This window comes from Blautia sp. HA9023, from assembly GCF_056504095.1.
In genome coordinates, this window is record NZ_JBWLUR010000008.1 from 130345 (window position 1) to 147259 (window position 16915).

12 protein-coding genes are annotated in these 16915 nt (G+C 46.8%); 10 read left to right on the forward strand and 2 right to left on the reverse strand.

Annotated elements, in window-relative coordinates; genetic code table 11:
• Positions 1-20 precede the first annotated feature (20 nt).
• The 10 genes from AC04Q6_RS10575 (at position 21) to AC04Q6_RS10620 (ending at position 14325) form a co-directional block, all read left to right on the forward strand.
• The gene (locus AC04Q6_RS10575; RefSeq protein WP_118514171.1) at positions 21-524 is read left to right on the forward strand and encodes a TRAP transporter small permease; all 504 of its coding nucleotides are present in this window, start codon (positions 21-23) and stop codon (positions 522-524) included.
• Positions 525-3857, forward strand: coding sequence for a TRAP transporter large permease subunit (locus AC04Q6_RS10580; protein WP_244832822.1), 3333 nt, complete (start codon positions 525-527; stop codon positions 3855-3857).
• A 162-nt stretch (positions 3858-4019) separates the two neighbouring features.
• Positions 4020-4952 carry a GTP-binding protein gene (locus AC04Q6_RS10585; RefSeq protein WP_118071354.1) on the forward strand — a complete coding sequence of 311 codons (933 nt, stop codon included), beginning with the start codon at positions 4020-4022 and terminating at the stop codon, positions 4950-4952.
• Complete coding sequence (locus AC04Q6_RS10590) at positions 4936-6048, forward strand: DUF3878 family protein (protein ID WP_118071353.1); 1113 nt, start codon at positions 4936-4938, stop codon at positions 6046-6048. The genes AC04Q6_RS10585 and AC04Q6_RS10590 overlap by 17 nt, the downstream gene beginning before the upstream one ends.
• Positions 6049-6185: 137 nt before the next feature.
• On the forward strand, positions 6186-6419 hold the full coding sequence (locus AC04Q6_RS10595; RefSeq protein WP_015525508.1) for a hypothetical protein: 234 nt from the start codon (positions 6186-6188) through the stop codon (positions 6417-6419).
• 211 nt (positions 6420-6630) lie between these two features.
• Positions 6631-7857, forward strand: coding sequence for a CobW family GTP-binding protein (locus tag AC04Q6_RS10600; RefSeq protein WP_118071352.1), 1227 nt, complete (start codon positions 6631-6633; stop codon positions 7855-7857).
• A 94-nt stretch (positions 7858-7951) separates the two neighbouring features.
• Positions 7952-8902 carry a TIGR03943 family putative permease subunit gene (locus AC04Q6_RS10605; RefSeq protein ID WP_021977126.1) on the forward strand — a complete coding sequence of 317 codons (951 nt, stop codon included), beginning with the start codon at positions 7952-7954 and terminating at the stop codon, positions 8900-8902.
• A 13-nt stretch (positions 8903-8915) separates the two neighbouring features.
• Positions 8916-9494: an aminoacyl-tRNA hydrolase gene (pth, locus tag AC04Q6_RS10610; RefSeq protein ID WP_021977127.1), complete on the forward strand. Its 579-nt coding sequence runs from the start codon at positions 8916-8918 to the stop codon at positions 9492-9494.
• Between the two features lie 7 nt (positions 9495-9501).
• Positions 9502-12828 carry a transcription-repair coupling factor gene (mfd, locus tag AC04Q6_RS10615; protein WP_118071351.1) on the forward strand — a complete coding sequence of 1109 codons (3327 nt, stop codon included), beginning with the start codon at positions 9502-9504 and terminating at the stop codon, positions 12826-12828.
• Between the two features lie 213 nt (positions 12829-13041).
• A complete protein-coding gene (locus AC04Q6_RS10620; RefSeq protein WP_118062311.1) occupies positions 13042-14325 on the forward strand; it encodes an FKBP-type peptidylprolyl isomerase in 1284 nt (427 codons plus the stop codon).
• 87 nt (positions 14326-14412) lie between these two features.
• On the opposite strand, the gene AC04Q6_RS10625 is transcribed toward AC04Q6_RS10620, so the two are convergent.
• Together AC04Q6_RS10625 and AC04Q6_RS10630 are read right to left on the reverse strand one after the other, a co-directional pair.
• Positions 14413-15210, reverse strand: coding sequence for an HAD family hydrolase (locus AC04Q6_RS10625; RefSeq protein WP_118071350.1), 798 nt, complete (start codon positions 15208-15210; stop codon positions 14413-14415).
• 176 nt (positions 15211-15386) lie between these two features.
• Positions 15387-16580 carry a DUF4317 domain-containing protein gene (locus AC04Q6_RS10630; RefSeq protein ID WP_118071349.1) on the reverse strand — a complete coding sequence of 398 codons (1194 nt, stop codon included), beginning with the start codon at positions 16578-16580 and terminating at the stop codon, positions 15387-15389.
• Positions 16581-16915 lie beyond the last annotated feature (335 nt).

Here is a 16915-nt window from a genome sequence, read left to right on the forward strand (position 1 = left end):
TATACAAAAGGGGAAAGAGTATGAAAGTGTACAAAAAACTCATGAACGCACTTGCAGCAGTAGAAAAAATCGTACTGGTCATTTCCACACTGCTGATCCTTGTGCTGACTGTGGGAAATGTATTTTCCCGTAAGGTCATCCATCGCTCATGGTCTTTTACAGAAGAGCTTGTTGTAGCGGTGTTTGTTCTCATCACACTTCTGGCAGCAGCACTTGCCTGCCGTGAAAAGGGAGGACTGGTAAGTCTGACACTGGTTACGGACCGTCTTCCGAAAAAACTGGAAAAACCATCTGTGATCCTGATCACGGTCCTGTGCATTGTTTTTTCCGCAATTTTATTTAAGTATGGAATGGACAAAGTTCTTACACAGCTGGCAAACGGCAAGAGAACTTTCGTACTGAACTGGCCGGAGTGGATATTCTGGTCCTTCGTGCCGATCGGAGCAGGCTGTATGATCCTTCATTTTATTGAGTACTGCCTGGACTTCTGCCTGAAAAAAGATGATGAAAAGGAGGATAAATAAATGATCAGTGCAATCTTATTTATCTCCTTCTTTATTTTCCTGATCCTGGGACTTCCCATTGCGATCTGCTTAGGTCTGTCATCTGTATGTGCCATCCTTTATTCCGGCACATCTCTGACGATCGTAGCTACAAATATGTACTCCGGAATCAGTAAATTCCTGCTTCTTGCCATCCCGTTCTTCGTTCTGTCCGGAAACATCATGGCAAAAGCCGGTATTTCCAAACGACTGATCAACTTCGTAGATACCTGCGTAGGACATAAAAAGGGCGGTATCGCCATTGTATGTGTTATCGTAGCCTGCTTCTTCGGAGCGATCTCCGGTTCCGGTCCTGCAACGGTTGCAGCACTTGGAGCAGTACTGATCCCGGCTATGGTTGAGCAGGGCGGTTTCTCCGCACCGTTCTCCACAGCGTTGATGGCAACGTCCAGTTCCATTGCCATTGTCATACCGCCAAGTATCGCATTCGTTGTATACGCTTCCATCACAGGTGTATCCATCGCAGATATGTTTATGGCAGGTATCGTTCCTGGACTTCTTATGGGTGTTGCCCTTGTGATCATCGTTATGATCGAGGCAAAGAAACACAATATCCAGCCATCTCGTGAAAAAGCCTCCGCAAAAGAGCGCTGGGATACATTTAAAGATGCATTCTGGGGATTCCTGATGCCGGTTATCATCCTCGGAGGAATTTACGGCGGTATCTTTACACCAACTGAGGCTGCAGCCGTATCTGTTGTTTACGGTCTGTTTGTTGGTATGGTGATCTACCGTGAGGTTAAGCTCAAAGATCTGTTTGACATTCTTGTGGATTCTGCAAAGACAACAGGCGGAATCATGCTGATCGTAGCGAGTGCTTCCCTGTTCTCTTTTGTATGTACCAAGTTTGGTATTGCAAATGCGGCATCGGAGCTTCTTGCCGGCATTGCACATAATCAGTTTACCTTCCTTCTGATCGTAAACATCATTTTCCTGATCGCAGGATGCTTCATTGATGCAAACTCTGCAATGTATATTTTTGTACCGATCATGCTTCCGGTATGTAAGGCTCTGGGCTATGATGTGGTAGCATTCGGTGTTATGGCAACAGTTAACCTTGCGATCGGACAGGTAACACCTCCTGTAGGTGTAAACCTTTTCGTTGCCATCAGTATCAAGATCAAAAAAGGTCTGGAGGTTACTCTTCAGCAGATCTCCAGAGCAGTTATGCCGATGATCGCTGCATCCGTTGCAGTTCTTCTGATCATCACTTATATTCCGGCTGTTTCCACAGCTCTTCCGAAGGCGCTTGCAAAAGAGGGCTCCTATACAGGAGACCAGTCTTCTGACACAGGAAGCCAGAGCTCCAAGGATGCCGGAGACGGAAGTGATTCCTTTAATACCATCGCAGATTACAGTGATCTTGACTGGCCGGAGATGACATGGAACTTCGCATGCTCTACAACGGAGACAAGTACCTGGGCTGACGGCGGACGTAAATTCGGTGAGCTTATGGAAAAAGCAACCGGCGGAAAAGTCAAGGTTAATATTTATGCAGCAGACCAGCTGACAAACGGAAATCAGTCCGAGGGAATCCAGGCACTGATGAACGGAGACCCGGTACAGATTTCCATGCATTCCAATCTGATCTACTCTGCATTTGACCCGAGATTCAATGTAGTATCCCTGCCGTTTATCTATGATTCCTACGATGACGCAGATGCAAAATTTGACGGTGAGGCCGGAGAAAAGCTGAAAGAAATCCTTGGTGAGTACGGACTTCATTGTATGGGAATCGCAGAGAATGGTTTCCGTGAGCTGACAAACAGCAAGCATGAAGTAAAAACAGTAGACGACATGAAGAACCTGAAGGTTCGTGTGGCCGGTTCCAACCTTCTTATGGAATGCTATAAGAGATGGGGGGCAGATGCCACAAATATGAACTGGTCTGAGACATACACAGCACTTCAGCAGAATACGGTAGAGGGTGAGGAGAACCCGTTGCCTGCGATCGACGCAGCCAGTGTACAGGAGGTACAGCCGTACTGCTCCATGTGGGATGCAATCTATGATTGTCTGTTCTTCTGTATCAACCAGGATATCTATGACAGCCTGACACCGGAACAGCAGCAGGTTGTTGATGAGGCAGGCCAGAAGGCTGTTGAGTATGAGCGTTATATCAACCGTTCCGGCGACGAGGAGATCATGAGCCGCTGGGAGAAGAGCAACGGTGTGACCTTTACAAAGAAAGAGGATATGGATATCGATTCCTTCAAGAAAGCAGTAGACGGAATCGACGACTGGTTTGTAAAGGAGCTTAAGAGTGAAGGCTATGACGATGCACAGGATCTTGTAGATCTGTTTACAGAGGATTCGGTAGATACCGTGGAGGATTACAGTGATCTGAACTGGCCTGAGACAACCTGGAACTTTGCATGCTCCACAACGGAGACAAGTACCTGGGCTGATGGAGGACGTAAGTTCGGTGAACTCATGGAAAAGGCTACCGGAGGAAAGGTCAAGGTTAACATTTACGCAGCGGATCAGCTGACAAACGGAAATCAGTCCGAGGGAATCCAGGCATTGATGAACGGAGACCCGGTACAGATCTCCATGCATTCCAATCTGATCTATTCTGCATTTGATCCACGCTTCAATGTGGTATCCCTGCCGTTCATCTATGATTCCTACGATGATGCAGATGCGAAGTTTGACGGAGAGGCCGGAGACAAGCTGAAGGAGATCCTTAACGGCTACGGACTTCACTGTATGGGTATTGCAGAGAACGGATTTCGTGAGTTGACAAACAGCAAGCATGAGGTAAAATCTGTAGATGATATGAAGAATCTGAAGGTTCGTGTAGCAGGCTCTAATCTTCTTATGGAGTGTTATAAGAGATGGGGGGCAGATGCTACAAATATGAACTGGTCCGAGACCTACACAGCACTTCAGCAGAATACGGTAGAGGGCGAGGAGAATCCGTTGCCCGCCATCGATGCAGCCAGTGTACAGGAGGTACAGCCATATTGCTCCATGTGGGATGCAATCTATGACTGCCTGTTCTTCTGCATCAACCAGGATATTTATGATGCGCTGACACCGGAGCAGCAGGCTGTTGTTGACGAGTGTGGTCAGAAAGCTGTTGAGTATGAGCGTTACATCAACCGTTCCAGTGATGATGAGATCAAAGCACGCTGGGCAGACAAAAACGGTGTGACTTTCACAGAGAAAGCTGACATGGATATCGATTCCTTCAAAGAAGCGGTAGACGGCGTAGATGAGTGGTTTGTTCAGGAGCTGAAAGATCAGGGCTATGACGATGGCCAGGATCTGGTAGATCTGTTTACAAAGTAATCTTCATACATAATCATAAAAGGGTAAAATAGCCGGAAAGAGGCAGTTCTGAGAAGATTTTTCAGGGCCGCCTCTTTTCTTTGTGGGCAAAAGATTATATACTGGTAACAGTCCGGTGTCTGCCGGACAGGAGTATTATTGAGATAAAGTAAAGGAAGAAATATGATAAAAATTGATCTGATAACCGGATTTCTCGGATCCGGGAAGACAACATTTATAAAAAAATATGCCTCCTATCTTCTGAAAAAAGGCATGAACATCGGTATCCTGGAAAATGATTTCGGGGCAGTAAATGTGGATATGATGCTGCTTCAGGATCTGATGGGAGACAACTGTGAGCTGGAGATGGTTTCTGGTGGATGTGATGCGGACTGTCACAGACGTCGATTTAAGACAAAACTGATCGCCATGGGAATGTGCGGTTATGACCGTGTGATCGTGGAACCATCCGGAATCTTTGATGTGGATGAATTTTTTGATGCGCTGCATGAAGAACCGCTGGATAAATGGTATGAGATCGGAAATGTGATCGCTATTGTGGATGCCAAGCTTGCGGAGGATTTTTCTGCGGAAGCGGATTATCTGCTGGCTTCTGAGGTGGCAGATGCAGGTTGCGTACTTCTGAGCAGGAGTCAGGAAGCTACAGAGGAAGAGATCCACAGCACAAAGGAACATCTCAACCGTGCACTTGGTCAGATCCAGTGTAAGCGCCGTCTGGACAGCGAAATCATGGATAAAAACTGGGATGATTTTACAGACGAAGATTTGGAAAAGATCTTGAACTGCAGGTATGTGGCAGAAGATTATGTGAAAGAATCCTATGCAGAAGGCGGTGGATTTGATTCCCTGTTTTTTATGAATGTTCATAAGAGCGAAGAGGAACTTCGGGAAACAGCAGAAAAGATCTTGAACGACCCGTCCTGCGGAGATGTTTTACGCGTAAAAGGTTTTCTTAAGAAAGAAGACGGACAGTGGCTGGAGCTGAATGCCACCCGCCATGAGATCTGTATCCAGCCAACGAAACTTGGCCAGGAGATCATGATCGTCATCGGAGAAAAACTGAACAAAGAGGTAATTGATGAATACTGGAAATAATACTGCGGGAAAAACAGCGCCGGAGAGATACGTTTCCGAGAAGGCTTTTGAAGAGTTGCCAGATGCTTTTCAGAAGCTTGCAGAGCTGCTTGGTGAAGATCAGTTTGAGCTGGTTGCAGTGAATGATGAGAAAGATCCGCAGGATCAGAAAGCAGGATCAGAAAGTGCTTTTTCGGAAGCAATTGCGGAAAAGTCCGATGACAATATGTACAGAGTGGATTCTTATGTAAAAAACGGCGAAATCCGTCTTGTGTATCTTATGAATGATGCGGTAGAAAGCTTTCTTGTTTTTGGAAATGCCCGTATGACAGGTGTATACAAACCGGATTACGAGGGCGAGATCCTGGCAGATTTAAGCCGGCAGGGGAGAGAATATATCCTTGTGGTCCACCAGGATGATTCGGTGGTGACTTTGTTTTTTGAAACCCTGACTCTGGAAAAACATCTCTATGATTACAGTCAGATCGGTCATTTCTGGGTGAAAGGATATGAATACTTGCGGCAGCTGGAGTACCGTCTGGCCATCCTCCGTGACAAATATGATTATATTGGCGGGGACAGCTGCAATGCTCTGGAGGAGAAACTTTCTGCACTGGTGGAGTTTCCGCCGCTGAATTATTGCTGTTATCCGGCTGTTCCGGAGAAATATATTGTCCCCAGGGAAGATCCGTGGATTCCTTCAGAAAGCGCTGTTTCGGTAATGGAAGAAATTGCACATGAGGCAGGAGACCGCACTTTTGTGAGATGGCTTGGAATCTATCGGAGATTTCCGTTTAAATGGGTAGCACGGAAGCTGGCAGGAATGCTTCACTGCACAAAACACATCCAGGTGACAATGTGCCTTTCCGGGAAACTGCAGGAGGCTTCTGCCGGATACGGAGATCGTTCTTTTGGAAAAGAAGCGGATGAACAGTTGAAAGTTCTGGTGGAAAAAGCCCGGGGAAAACAGGCAGAACTGAAAAAACAGGGAACAGAGTCGGAAGTGCTCAGGGAGGAACCTTTTACCATTGCCAGAGATTCTCTTGGATTTAAAGTTTATCTTATGAAATGGAACAAAGGAAGAAAAGACTGTACCGTTGAGATTGAAGAAATGTGACAAAGGAATTTGTTATTTACAGGAAATATCTGTGAAGTGTTTTTGCCCGGCGGGGATTGCTTTTTTAAAAACACTGGGGTATAATCTAACGGAAAGAGTTAAGAACAGCCCTTTAATTAAGAAAGGAGATTTTGAAAATGAAAGTAACACATATTACAGATATCGATAAATTTTTTGAGGTAATTGACAGCTGTAAAGGAAGAGTAGAGCTTGTAACAGGAGAGGGAGACAGACTGAACCTGAAATCCAAGCTTTCCCAGTATGTATCTCTTGCAAACATCTTTTCCGCTGGTGAGATCCCGGAACTTGAGATCGTTGCAGCAGAGAAAGAGGATATCGACAAGCTTATGAACTTTATGATCAACGGCTGATAAGAGGAACGATTTTCAGGGATGTGAGCTTTTCACATCCCTGTCTTAATCTGGATGCAAAACAGAACATAAATGTCTGTTTTACAAATTGGATATAATGATAGCAGAGAAAGAAACACGAATTTTTCTCTGTAATCATGATCATAACAGGATACAACCAGGGGGTATAAACGCTTCCTGGTCAAACTACGTTAAAAGGAGTGTATACAAAATGGTAAAAATTGATATTATCTCCGGTTTTCTTGGCGCCGGAAAAACAACTCTGATCAAAAAACTTCTGAAAGACGGATTTCAGGGTGAGCAGGTCGTGCTGATCGAGAACGAGTTTGGTGAGATCGGTATTGACGGCGGCTTCCTGAAAGAGGCCGGAATCCAGATCCGTGAGATGAATTCCGGATGTATCTGCTGCTCACTGGTTGGAGATTTCGGTACTTCCCTGAAAGAAGTTGTTACCAAATACAACCCGGACAGAATCCTCATCGAGCCATCCGGAGTTGGTAAACTTTCTGACGTTATCAAAGCTGTACAGGGTGTTCAGGATGAGGTTGACATCAAACTGAACAGCTATACAACTGTTGTTGATGCCAAGAAATGCAAGATGTACATGAAGAACTTCGGTGAGTTCTTTGACAATCAGATCCAGTATGCAGGCGCCATCATCATGAGCCGTACAGATATCGCAACTGAGAAGAAAGTTCAGGAGTCCCTGGAGCTTCTTCGCAGCCTGAATAAAGATGCAGCCATCATCACAACTCCGATTGAGAACCTTGACGGAAAGAAACTGGTAGAGGTTATGGAGCATCCGGTATCTCTGGAGCAGGAAATGCTTGAGGAAGAGCATGAGCATCATCACCATCATCATGATGACGAGTGTGGCTGCGGTCATGACCATGATCACGAGGAGCATGAGCATCACCATGACCACGACCATGATGAGGAGTGCGGCTGTGGCCATGACCATGATCACGAAGAGCATGAGCACCATCATCACCATGACGAGGAGTGCGGCTGCGGCCATGACCACGACCATGACGAGCACGAGCATCATCATCACGACCATGACGGCGAGTGTGGCTGCGGCCATGATCATGACCATGAGCACCATCATCACCACGACGGTGAGTGCGGCTGTGGACATGACCATCATCACCATCATGCAGATGAGGTCTTCACAAGCTGGGGCCGTGAGACAATTAAAAAATTCACACGTGAGGGACTTGAGAAGATCCTTGAGGCACTTTCCGAGTCTGACAAATATGGTATCATCCTCCGTGCAAAAGGAATGCTTCCGGCAGAGGACGGAACATGGATCTATTTTGATATGGTTCCGGAAGAAACCGAGATCCGTGAGGGCGCACCGGAATATACAGGCCGTCTGTGCGTGATCGGTTCCAAACTTGACGAGCATGCTCTGGAAGAGCTTTTTGGAATCGCATAAAAACAGAACATAAGAGAAATTTTTCAGATTTTATATTACAGAAAGGAAATGGATACTGTCCGGATTAACGGATAGTATCTTACAGGATAAATTTATGGAAGAGATCAAAGTTCCCATTTATCTGATCACAGGTTTTCTGGAAAGTGGCAAGACCTCTTTCCTGAGCTTTACCCTGCAGCAGGATTATTTTCAGGTTGAGGGAAAAACACTTCTTATCCTCTGCGAAGAAGGAGAAGAGGAGTATGATGAGGAAGCCCTGAAAAAGAGCAACACCGTTGTGGAGGTTATCGACAGCGAGGAAGAACTGACACCGGAGAGACTTGCGGCAATGGATATCCTGCATCAGCCGGAACGTGTGATTATTGAGTACAATGGCATGTGGCTGGTAAGCAAGTTTGAAGAGATGGAAAAACCGGCGGGCTGGGGTGTGGAACAGCACATTACCTGTGTGGATGCCAGCACATTCCAGGTTTATATGGCCAACATGAAGTCCCTTTTTATGGACATGGTCCGTAATGCAGATATGGTTATCTTTAACCGCTGTCAGGAAGAGGATCCGCTTCCTTCCTACAGAAGAAGCATCAAGGTGGTAAACCAGCGTGCAGAGATCATCTTTGAGGATGAAGAAGGCGAGCTTGGTGATCTTTTTGAAGATGAGATGCCGTTTGATATTGATGCACCGGTGATCGATATCCTTCCGGAGGATTACGGCATCTGGTTTGTAGATTCCATGGATCATCCGGACCGTTACGTCGGAAAAACTGTCCATTTCAAGGCACGTGCCCTGAAACCGCGTGGAATGGGAAGCAAATTCTTTGTTCCAGGAAGAACAGCCATGACATGTTGTGCAGATGATACCACATTCCTGGGATATATCTGCAAAAGCGCTTTTGCCCCGAAGATTGCAGAAGGACAGTGGGTGGAAGTTACCGCGAAGGTTGCTTTTGAGAAGAGAATGGAATATCAGGGAGAGGGTATTGTACTTTATGCAGAGCATGTGGAAGTGTGTGAGCCTCTTGCTGATGAGATGGTATATTTCAACTAACTGAGGAGTTTTTATGTATTTAATTGCAGGTTTGGGAAATCCGGGAAAGCAGTATGAGGCTACCCGCCATAACATGGGATTTGACACCATCGACTGCCTTGTGGAGAAGCATAATATCCCACAGGGCGGCGTAAAATTTAATGCCATGTATGGAAAAAGCATCATCGGCGGTGAAAAAGCCATTCTGATGAAACCGCTTTCCTATATGAATTTAAGCGGCGGTCCGATTCAGGAGATGTCCAGCTATTTCAAGATCGATCCGGAGACAGAGCTGATCGTGATCTACGATGATATCGATCTGGAACCGGGACAGCTTCGTATCCGCAAAAAAGGCAGTGCAGGCGGACATAACGGGATCAAGGATATTATCCGTCGTCTTGGAACTGAGAAGTTTATCCGTATCCGTGTTGGTGTTGGTGCGAAACCGAAAGACTGGGATCTGGCAGATTTTGTGCTGGGTCATTTTTCGGACAGCGACCGCAAGCTTGTGGACGAGGGAATCAACGATGCGGCGGAAGCCGTGGAAATGATCCTGTCCGAGGGCGTGGATGCGGCGATGAATAAGTATAACAGGAAAAAGCCTAAGAATTGAGGTTTGTATGGAAGCATTTTTGCAGCCTCTGCAGGGCCTTGCAGAGTTTGAAGAAATAAAAAAGCGCTGTGGCGCAAACCGCGGAATTCTTAATGTTTCCGGATGTATGGAGTCCCAGAAAGTCCATCTGATGTATGGACTTTCCGGGCTTTTTCCATGTCATCTGATCCTTGCGGATGATGAACGTAACGCAAAGGAAATTTATGAGGATTACCGCTTCTATGACAAAAATGTATATTTTTATCCGGCAAAAGATCTTCTGTTTTTTCAGGCAGACATTCATGGAAATCTTCTGATCCGGCAGCGGATGCGTGTGATCCGGGCACTTCTGGAGCAGGAAGAAGTGACGGTGGTTACCAGCATAGACGGATGCATGGATTTTTTGATGCCTCTGGAAAAGATCAAAAGCAGCCTTCTTCATTTTAAAAGTGACAGTGTGATCGATCTGGATCAGCTGAAAGCAGATCTGGTGGATCTGGGATATGAGCGGGTTGGCCAGGTGGAGCTTCCGGGACAGTTTTCCGTGCGGGGAGGGATCATTGATATCTATCCGCTGACGGAGGAGAATCCATGGCGTATTGAACTCTGGGATGATGAGATCGATTCCATCCGGAGTTTTGATGCAGAAAGCCAGAGATCTCTGGAAAATATAGATGAGATCACCATTTATCCGGCTACAGAAAAGATGGACTGCGAGGATATGGTATCTTTCCTGGATTATTTTCCGGAAGAAAAAACACTGCTGTTTCTGGATGAGCTGAACCATCTGGCAGAAAACGGCGAAGGTGTGGAGGAAGAGTACCGTCAGAGCCGCATGCACAGGGAGGAAAAAGGCGAGGCAAATCTTCCGGAACAGTGGCTCTGTGGTTTTCAGGAAGTGCAGAAGAAACTGAACAGACGGAACTGCGTGGCTGTGTCCGCACTTTCTCCGAGACGTTCCGGCTGGAAGATCAATGAGGAATTTGATCTCACGGTGAAATCTGTGGATTCTTACAACAGCAGTTTTGAACTTCTGGTAAAAGATCTTCTCCAGTATAAAAGCCAGGGGTACCGGATCGCCCTGCTTTCCGGTTCCAGGACAAGGGCAGAGCGTCTGGCAAAGGATCTCTCAGAGGAAGGCCTGAATGCTTTTTACAGACAGGATACAGACCGTATCATAAGCCCCGGTGAGATCATGGTTGTTTATGGCCATGCGCGCCGTGGTTTCCAGTATCCGCTGATCAAATTTGCGGTGATGACGGAAACAGACATTTTCGGCAAAGAGCAGAAGAAGCGCAAAAAGAAGAAAAAGTACAGTGGAAACCGTATCCAGGATTTTGCGGAGCTTTCCATCGGGGATCTTGTTGTCCACGAAAAACATGGACTTGGAATTTATCGTGGAATCGAAAAAGTGGAAGTGGACCGAGTTGTAAAAGATTACATCAAGATTGAGTACCGTGGTGGCAGCAATCTCTACATCCTGGCAACCCAGTTGGATGCTTTGCAGAAATATTCCGGATCTTCCGAAAATGCAAAAACACCCAAGCTGAATAAACTTGGCGGACAGGAGTGGAACAAGACCAAGAGCCGTGTCCGGGGTGCGGTTAAAAATATCGCAAAAGAGTTGGTGGAGCTTTATGCGGTCCGCCAGGAAAAAGAGGGCTATGTCTGTGGCCCGGATACGGTCTGGCAGAAGGAATTTGAAGAAATGTTTCCTTATGAGGAGACAGAGGATCAGCTGGCAGCCATCGAGGATACCAAGAAGGACATGGAAAGTACCAAGATCATGGACCGTCTTGTGTGTGGTGACGTTGGTTACGGTAAGACGGAGGTTGCTTTGAGAGCTGCGTTTAAGGCAGTTCAGGAAAGCCGCCAGGTCGTTTATCTGGTGCCCACTACCATTCTTGCCCAACAGCATTACAACACCTTTGTGCAGCGTATGAAGGAATTTCCGGTGAAAGTGGATCTTCTCTGCCGGTTCCGTACTTCTGCCCAGCAGAAAAAGACCATCGAGGGGATCAAAAAAGGCCAGGTGGACATTGTGATCGGTACTCACAGGGTTCTTTCCAAAGATGTGGAATTTAAGAATCTGGGACTTCTGATCATTGATGAGGAACAGCGTTTCGGTGTCACTCATAAAGAAAAGATCAAGCAGATGAAAAAAGATGTGGATGTGCTGACACTGACTGCAACTCCGATTCCCCGAACTCTTCATATGAGTCTCATTGGTATCCGTGACATGAGTGTTCTGGAAGAGCCGCCTATGGACCGTGTGCCGATCCAGACGTATGTTATGGAATATGATGAGGAGACTGTCCGGGAGGCTATCCGCAGGGAACTTCGACGTGGCGGCCAGGTTTATTATGTATACAATCGGGTTAATGATATTGCGGAGGTAGCTCTTCGCATATCGAAGCTGGTGCCGGAAGCCAGGGTGGATTTTGCCCATGGTCAGATGAGCCAGAGGGAACTGGAGCAGGTGATGTATGATTTTATCAACGGAGATGTGGATGTACTGGTTTCCACTACCATTATTGAGACGGGACTGGATATCTCCAATGTAAATACCATGATCATCCATGATTCCGACCGATATGGTCTTTCTCAGCTGTATCAGCTTCGCGGACGTGTAGGACGTTCTAACCGTACTGCCTATGCGTTTCTGATGTATACGAAGAATAAGATGCTTCAGGAGACAGCGGAAAAGCGACTCAGCGCCATGCGGGAATATTCGGATCTTGGAAGCGGCTTTAAGATCGCCATGAAGGATCTGGAGCTCCGTGGAGCAGGAAATCTTCTTGGAGCTCAGCAGCATGGCCATATGAACGCGGTGGGCTATGACCTTTACTGCAAAATGCTCAGTGAGGCTGTCAAGGAGGCTAAGGGAATCCAGACTATGGATGATTTTGAGACGACCATTGATCTTAATATCGATGCATTTATTCCGGATTCCTACATCAGCAACGAATTTCAGAAACTGGATATTTACAAGCGAATTGCCGGTATTGAGAGTCAGCAGGAGTATGACGATATGCTGGAAGAGCTGATCGACCGTTTTGGTGAGCCGACGAAAGCAGTACTGAATCTTCTTGCCATTGCAAGACTGAAGGCCCTTGCTCATCAGGGATATGTGACGGAGATCAAGCAGCTTGGAAAAGATGTGCGGATCACGCTCTACGAAAAAGCGAAGTTGGATCCAGCAGGTATTCCTGCGATTCTGGCGCAGTACCGGAGAGGACTGCAGTTTAAGGCGGATCAGGAGCCGAAATTTATCCTGACACCACAGGGAAGGCTGATCGAAGAGTTGATGAAGTTTGCGGGGGAGTTGGCAAAACTGGCAGAGCCACTGGAGTAAAGGGAAGAATCAGCTAAGCTTAGGGTTATCCACGGGAAAAAACATCCGGTCTGTGGATACCGGATATTTTCCCGGAAAGACTTGTGGATAATTTGTGAAATGTCGTGTAAGTTCGTGAAATTCCTTGCTCTTAAAGAGGAAAACGTTTATAATTAAGCATTATGGAATAAGAGCCGGACCGTGATTTTTATGGACGGATAGATGGAGGATGAAATGAAAAATTCAGTAAAAAAAGCGGCAGTTACCGCTCTTGTCTGCGTTACAGCAGCAGGAATGATGGCAGGCTGCGGAAATAAAAAACTCGACGGCACAAAGACTGCAGTGACAGTGAATAAGCAGGAGATCCCGCTTGGTGTTGTAAGTCTTGCGGCACGTATGCAGCAGGCACAGGCTGAGGCTATGTACAGGATGTATCTTGGCGGCGGAAGCGACATGTCTATCTGGAGTACCAAGATGGGTGATGATTCCGATGAGACTTACGGTGAGAATGCGGTAACAACATCCGTTGAGACTGTTGAGAAAATGTGCCTGGAGAAGGAGCACGCTTCCGAGTATAATGTGGAGATCTCCGAGGATGAGCAGAAGGCTCTTGAGGAAGCTGCCAAGAACTTTATTGCAGCAAACTCTGATGAGACAATTGCAGAGCTTGCAGTTGATGAAGATATGGTGAAAACTTTCCTGGAGCTTGAGACTTACGATGTGAAAATGAAAGACGCCATTGAGGCCAAGGCAGACGTGAAGCTGGATGAGAAAGAATATCAGCAGATGTCTTTCAGCTATGCAAGCGCGAAGGTCAGCGGAGATGATCTTTCTGATGATGATATCAAGACAAATAAAGAGAATCTCCAGAAATTCTTTGACAAGGTTAAAGAAGATCCTACTGCAGACTTCAATACTCTTGGAGATGAGATTTCTAAAGATATGACAGCAACAACCGGTACCTGTCCGACTTATGAGGAAGGCGATGACAGTGCGGCTAACGGAACTACTTATCCGGATGAGGTCCGTACCGCATTAAGAAAACTGGATGAAGGTGCACTGAACGAGGAGATTATCAAGACAGATTCCGTATGGTATGTGGTAAGACTGGATTCCAAGAATGATGAAACAGCAACAGAGAGTAAGAAAGAGTCTCTGACAAATACCAAGAAGGATGATTTTTATAACGATACTACAGATGGATGGAAGAAAAAAGCCGACATCAAAGAAGAGAAAAAACTGATCAAGAAGATTAAGATCACAGATAATCACAGCTTTACAATCCAGACTCCGACACCTACACCGGATCCGAATGTGACAGAGACACCGGCAGCTGAGGACTCCGCAGCAGCAGATTCCACAGCAGTAACCGAAACACCGGCAGCATCTGAGGCTGAAACAGAGGCAACGGAGACACCGGCGGCTGAGGAGAGTGAGACTACGGTTGCAGCAGAGGATGAGACTGCAGAGACAGATACTGAGGCGGAGACTACAGCTACACCTGAGGCAGAGAAATAAAATACGGAATATGACAAGATAAAAGAACGGGAAGTGTACGATTTATAGTACACTTCCCGTTTTGCGTTCATGAGCGGGATGTAATTATCAGATCAGATTCAGATGCTCTAATGCATGATAAATGCCATCTTTATCAACTGCGCTTGTCTGCCAGGTGCAGTCTTTTTCGATGCCCCCATAAGCATTTCCCATGGCGACGCTGATACCGGCTGCTTTCAGCATGGGGAGATCGTTTGGGCTGTCTCCGAATGCATAGCAGTTTTCTTTCGGGATGGAAAAACGATCCAGGAGAAATTCCATTCCGGTTGCCTTGCTGGTGCCTTTCTGGGTTACTTCCCAGATGCCATCTTCATGATCAAAAACAGTATAATGATCGTTACAGAATTTACGGAATTTTTCTACGTCAGAGTCCGGCAGCATACGTGCGAGGAATTTATCATAGGAATATGTGCAGGCGTCCTCACGGTTAAATTTGGTGATGTCAGTCATTGGAATCTCTTTTCGCATTCTAGCTCCGAATTCGGACTGTGCGGGAGAGGCTCCGTCATACAGGATCGCAGTGTTGGATTCGAACATTGCCTCGATCTTACATTTTCGGAGAAGATCTACGGTCTCCTTGCACAGAAGGTTGGGGACTGTACGGAAAAAAAGAAGTTTGTTATCCATGTAAATGTGGGTTCCACAGCCATATACATAGCCATCAAAATGGAGTTCGGAAATTTCTTCCGGCATCATGGCTTTGGTGCGGCCGGTGTTGATGAAGAGAAGATGGCCGTTTTCGTGTGCTTTTTTGAGAGCGAGCTTTGTACTTTCCGGAACTGTGAAAGGATGTGGAGTGAGCAGAGTTCCATCTATGTCGAAGAATAAGATTTTTTTATTGTTCATAAGATCCTCCTTATGGTCAAGCGGATATTCGCAATCCGCTTCGCTATGTAGCTCTACACCAAATAACTGCTCCGCAGTTTATCAGGAGGAGCTTCTTGCACTCCTCCTGATACAAGCAAGTCCCCACCCACTGCTTATTGCTTTTCGCAACCCCGCAGGGGACTTACTTGATTTGGTTAAAAAGGTATTTCTTCTGATTCGTTTTCAGCGTTGGAGAGAGAGATGTCAGAAATTTCTTCCGGCGGATTCAGTGCGCTGACACGGATTCCATTGAGCTCTACCTCACTTTCCATTGGGATGACCAGGCATTTCCGTCCGTCAATGATGCGGGTCTCGACCAGGTCTGCACGGTCAGGTGCTACGTGGATCACGACATCCGGAGTTTTGATCTCGAATTTTCTGGTGTTGGTGATGTTGGAAGCTACCAGAGAAGATTTTTCCCCGGCGGCAAGCTCGTATTGTTCGTCAAAATTCTGAAGCTTGTCGTCCTCCACACCGCATTCTTCAAAGAGACGCTTTACTTCGGACTTGGTGAGAACAACTGGTTCCGGTTCGTCTTTTTGGGATTCAATGAGATCGTTGAGCTTTTCGTGGATCTCAAGAACTGTATCGTAGGCACAGTCATCGCCAAGGGTTTCTTCTACCAGAGCATTGAAGGAGTCACGCTGGGTTGCTGCGGACAGTGGTGTGGTGCAGCCGAAGACTTCTTCCATCATGGTGGAACGGAGGTTTTCGGCGTTTTTGGTGTAGTAGAGGAGCCCGTGGATGTCGGTGCTGCGGTCGTTGAACTGCGGGAAAAGGAATCCCCAGTCAGGCATTTCCACCAGCCAGTCACGGATACGGTCTTCGATATTGTTGGTCTCTGCGTTGTAGTGCAGGCCTGCCTTGGAGAGCTTGACCGGGCAGATGCTGCAGAGGATATGGTCGTAGATCTCATCGGAGGCGTCGAACATTTCGGCTCCGTCGGAGGATTTGCCGGGAATATCGTAGACTGCGTGGATGAGGATGATGTAGTAGTTTTCACCATAGTCGTAGTTTTCGATGATTTTGTCGTAGAAGGCTTCGGTGAGGGTGTCGTCGGTGAGTTTGCTTTCACGAAGCTTCATAAGGAAGTTCTGGGTTCCGCCTTCCGCTTCCTGGTCCAGAGGAAATTCCATGTTGATGAGGTTTTTTCCGATGGTGCCGGTGAGGGTTTTTCGGAAGATGTCGAAGTATTTAAAAGTTTCTTCTTCTGATAAGGATAAAAAGGCTTCTTTGAGTTCGGTTTTTTTGTTTTTTTCGCCGTCTACGTAACAGCCGCAGATGCGGGTGATGGAACATCGGTCGGGGGTGAACTGTTTTTTTATTTCTGCGATTTCTTTTTTATTCATGTGTGGTTTACCTCGGTTTTTTGATTAGTTTGATTATAGCACAGGTGTTTGGTGGGGGCAAGGTGACGCAGACGGACGTGTGAGATTTGCAGCAGAAGTCCGGGTGCCGTCGTTTCGCCTGGTCATACTAAGCGTCTGAGGTGTCTCACGGAGCGGCCGGCCCATAACTCGCCATGTACGCTGATGCGTACCTGGTTCAGACAGATGGGCCTTACCCTGCGGCTTGTGGCTGCCGGGTACCTCTCCGTGAGCCACCTCACACGCTAAGTATGAACCAAGGCTCACTCCAAAGCACCTGGACTTCTGCTGCAAATCTCGCACTGTGCTGGATGGCT

Bases quoted from the DNA above. Each gene is read 5' to 3' on its own strand.
- AC04Q6_RS10575 (WP_118514171.1), top strand. From the start codon at position 21: ATGAAAGTGTACAAAAAACTCATGAACGCACTTGCAGCAGTAGAAAAA.
- AC04Q6_RS10580 (WP_244832822.1), top strand. From the start codon at position 525: ATGATCAGTGCAATCTTATTTATCTCCTTCTTTATTTTCCTGATCCTG.
- AC04Q6_RS10585 (WP_118071354.1), top strand. From the start codon at position 4,020: ATGATAAAAATTGATCTGATAACCGGATTTCTCGGATCCGGGAAGACA.
- AC04Q6_RS10590 (WP_118071353.1), top strand. From the start codon at position 4,936: ATGAATACTGGAAATAATACTGCGGGAAAAACAGCGCCGGAGAGATAC.
- AC04Q6_RS10595 (WP_015525508.1), top strand. From the start codon at position 6,186: ATGAAAGTAACACATATTACAGATATCGATAAATTTTTTGAGGTAATT.
- AC04Q6_RS10600 (WP_118071352.1), top strand. From the start codon at position 6,631: ATGGTAAAAATTGATATTATCTCCGGTTTTCTTGGCGCCGGAAAAACA.
- AC04Q6_RS10605 (WP_021977126.1), top strand. From the start codon at position 7,952: ATGGAAGAGATCAAAGTTCCCATTTATCTGATCACAGGTTTTCTGGAA.
- pth (WP_021977127.1), top strand. From the start codon at position 8,916: ATGTATTTAATTGCAGGTTTGGGAAATCCGGGAAAGCAGTATGAGGCT.
- mfd (WP_118071351.1), top strand. From the start codon at position 9,502: ATGGAAGCATTTTTGCAGCCTCTGCAGGGCCTTGCAGAGTTTGAAGAA.
- AC04Q6_RS10620 (WP_118062311.1), top strand. From the start codon at position 13,042: ATGAAAAATTCAGTAAAAAAAGCGGCAGTTACCGCTCTTGTCTGCGTT.
- AC04Q6_RS10625 (WP_118071350.1), bottom strand. From the start codon at position 15,210: ATGAACAATAAAAAAATCTTATTCTTCGACATAGATGGAACTCTGCTC.
- AC04Q6_RS10630 (WP_118071349.1), bottom strand. From the start codon at position 16,580: ATGAATAAAAAAGAAATCGCAGAAATAAAAAAACAGTTCACCCCCGAC.